The sequence below is a fragment of the Mycobacterium sp. 1165178.9 genome (assembly GCF_001673555.1).
Classification (GTDB): domain Bacteria; phylum Actinomycetota; class Actinomycetes; order Mycobacteriales; family Mycobacteriaceae; genus Mycobacterium.
In genome coordinates this window covers 1-3497 of record NZ_LZMB01000274.1, presented here as the reverse complement: position 1 = coordinate 3497, position 3497 = coordinate 1, and the positions used below count along the sequence as shown (strand labels likewise).

At 70.7% G+C, this 3497-nt stretch carries 1 protein-coding gene and 1 pseudogene; both read left to right on the top strand.

The window, feature by feature from the left end; translation table 11 throughout:
* A pseudogene (locus tag A5652_RS11965) lies at positions 1–470 on the top strand (hypothetical protein); the annotation flags it as partial.
* A gap of 62 nt (positions 471–532) precedes the next feature.
* On the top strand, positions 533–3497 hold a 2965-nt coding region (locus A5652_RS11960), incomplete at its 3' end, for a murein biosynthesis integral membrane protein MurJ (protein WP_067350965.1).

Below are 3497 nucleotides of genomic sequence, written 5' to 3'. Positions count from 1 at the left end.
CGGGCGGCTCCTACACCCTGGCCACCGAGCACAGCCCGCTGCCGCTGGCGCTGCACAACGGCCTGGCCGTTCCGATTCGGGTGCGGCTGCATGTCGATGCGCCGCCGGGGATGAACGTCACCGACATCGGCCAGATCGAACTGCCGCCGGGCTACCTGCCGCTGCGCATCCCGGTCGAAGTCAACTTCACTCAGCGCGTCGCCGTCGACGCGACCCTGCGGACCCCGGACGGTCTGCGGCTGGGCGAGCCGGTGCGGCTGTCGGTGCATTCCAACGCCTACGGCAAGGTCCTGTTCGCCATCACGCTGTCCGCCGCGGCGGTCCTGATCCTGCTGGCCGGCCGGCGGCTGTGGCACCGCTTCCGTGGGCAGCCCGACCCCGCCGACTTGGACCGCCCCGACCCACCCGATGCCCGGCACGCCGCTGACCCCGACGTCGATGACCGGGTCGAGCAAGAGCACCGAGTATGACCCCCGCCTATCGGCAGGCCCAACCACACCACCGCCTGCCCGAGCCGGCGCGGCATTCGCGGGTGCCGGGCTCACCGCCGACCGGCCCGCTGCCGCCCGTTGCCGCCGAGATCGATCGCCGGCGCCCCGAGCTCTCGGACGCGGCGCTGGTATCGCGGTCGTGGGCGATGGCCTTCGCCACGTTGATCAGCCGGCTGACCGGCTTCGCCCGGGTGGTGCTGCTGGCCGCGATCCTGGGCGCCGCGCTGTCCAGCGCGTTCTCGGTGGCCAACCAGCTACCCAACCTGGTGGCGGCGCTGGTGCTGGAGGCGACGTTCACCGCGATCTTCGTGCCGGTGCTGGCGCGCGCGGAGCAGAACGACCCCGACGGCGGCGCGGCGTTCGTGCGACGCCTTGTCACGTTGACGACGACGCTGCTGATCTTCGCCACGGTGCTGTCGGTGGCGGCCGCGCCGCTGCTGGTGCGGGTGATGCTGGGCCGCAACCCGCAAGTCAACGAGCCGCTGACCGTCGCCTTCGCCTACCTGCTGCTCCCCCAGGTCCTCGCCTACGGGCTGACATCGGTGTTCATGGCGATCCTGAACACCCGCAACGTATTTGGGCCCACGGCGTGGGCCCCGGTCGTGAACAATGTCGTCGCGCTGGTCACGCTGGCGGTGTACGCACTGGTCCCCGGGGAGCTGTCGGTCGATCCCGTCCGGATGGGCAACGCCAAGCTGCTGGTGCTCGCCGTCGGCACCACGCTGGGCGTGTTCGCCCAAACCGGGTTGCTGCTCGTCGCGTTGCGGCGCCAACGGGTCGACCTGCGCCCCCTGTGGGGAATCGACCAGCGACTCAAGCGCTTCGGCACGATGGCCGCCGCCATGGTGCTCTACGTACTGATCAGCCAGCTCGGCCTGGTGGTCGGCAACCAGATCGCCAGCACCGCAGCGGCGTCGGGACCCGCGATCTACAACTACACCTGGCTGGTGCTGATGCTGCCGTTCGGCATGATCGGCGTGACGGTACTGACCGTGGTCATGCCGCGGCTGAGCCGCAACGCCGCCGCCGACGACACGGCGGCGGTGCTCGGCGACCTGTCGTTGGCCACCCGGCTGACGTTGATCACGCTCATCCCGATCGTGGCGTTCATGACCGTCGGCGGTCCCGCGATGGGCAGCGCCCTGTTCGCCTACGGCCATTTCGGAAACGTCGACGCCGGATACCTGGGCGCCGCGATCACCCTCTCGGCGTTCACGCTGATTCCCTACGGGCTGGTGCTCCTGCAGCTGCGGGTGTTCTACGCGCGTGAACAGCCGTGGACGCCGATCGTCATCATCCTGGTCATCACGGCCGTCAAGATCCTCGGCTCGGTGCTGGCGCCGCACCTCACCGACGACCCCAAGCTGGTGGCCGGTCTTCTCGGGCTGGCCAACGGCGTTGGATTCCTCGCCGGCGCCATCATCGGCTACATCCTGCTGCGACGCACGCTGCTGCCGGCCGGTGGCCACCTGATCGGCGTCGGCGAAGTCCGGACGATCCTGGTGACGCTCACCGCATCCATGCTGGCCGGATTGACCGCCCATGTGGCCGACCGCCTGCTCGGGCTGGACACCCTCACCAACCACGGCGGCGCCGGATCCCTACTGCGCCTGTTCGTGCTGGGGCTGATCATGCTGCCGATCACGGCGGCGGTGATGCTGCGCGCAGACGTCCCGGAGGCGCGGGCGGCGTTGGATGCCCTGCGGCACCGCATCACGGGCCGCGGACCGCGCCCGCGCAAACCGAGTGCCAAGGATCGATCGTCTCACCGGCGCCCGGTCACGTACCCTGAGCAGAGGAATTCGTCCCCGCCTGGGGTAAGTGCGGTCCAGGAGCCGATCCGGCGCAGGCCTCCGGAGCGGGCAACCCGAGCCCGGCTAGTGAAAGGACCGGAGGTGACCGACCGCCCGATGGAGAGCGCAGCCCCCAGCTCTGGGCCCGGCGCAGGCTCAGGTACCCCGCTGCCGCGGCCGATCGCCGACGACTTCCAGCCCGACATTCCCGCCGACGAGCCCAAGCCGTCCACCGCTGGGCGCCCGTCGGACAAGTCCAACGGCGACATCCCAGGTTCCCGGCATGCACACACGCCGTTCGAAGCGCCACGCGGCCGTTCGGCGGATGCCGCGGGAGACGACGTGCACCTCGTCCCCGGCGCGCGCATAGCCGGCGGCCGGTACCGACTGCTGGTGTTCCACGGCGGCGCCCCACCGCTGCAGTTCTGGCAAGCGCTGGACACTGCCCTGGACCGGCAGGTGGCGCTGACCTTCGTCGACCCGGACGGCGCCCTGCCCAACGAGGTCCTCCAAGAGATCCTGTCGCGCACCCTACGGCTCAGCCGCATCGACAAACCCGGTATCGCCCGCGTCCTCGACGTCGTGCATACCGGCGCCGGTGGCCTGGTGGTCTCCGAATGGATCCGTGGTGGCTCGTTGCAGGAGGTCGCCGACACCGCACCCTCACCGGTGGGCGCGGTGCGGGCCATGCAGTCGCTGGCAGCCGCGGCCGACGCGGCCCACCGCGCCGGCGTCGCCCTGTCGATCGATCACCCCAGCCGAGTGCGTGTCAGCATCGAGGGCGACGTCGTGCTGGCCTACCCGGCCACCATGCCCGAGGCCAACCCGCAGGACGACATCCGCGGCATCGGCGCAGCGCTCTACGCCTTACTGGTCAATCGGTGGCCCATCGTGGAGAGCGGGGTGCGCAGCGGGCTCGCGGCGGCCGAACGCGATTCCTCGGGCAACCCCGTCGAGCCGATGTCCCTGGACCGCGATATCCCCTTCCAGATCTCCGCGGTCGCCGTCCGAGCGGTCCAGGAGGACGGCGGAATACGCAGCGCCTCAACGCTTTTGAACCTCCTTCAGCAGGCGACCGCGGTCGCCGACCGCACCGAGGTCCTAGGACCGATCGACGATTCGCCCTCGCCCTCGGCGGCTCCGATCTCACCCGGTCAGGAGCACGCGGCCTTCGCCCGGCGGCGGCGCAACCTGCTCATCGGGGTCGGCGCGG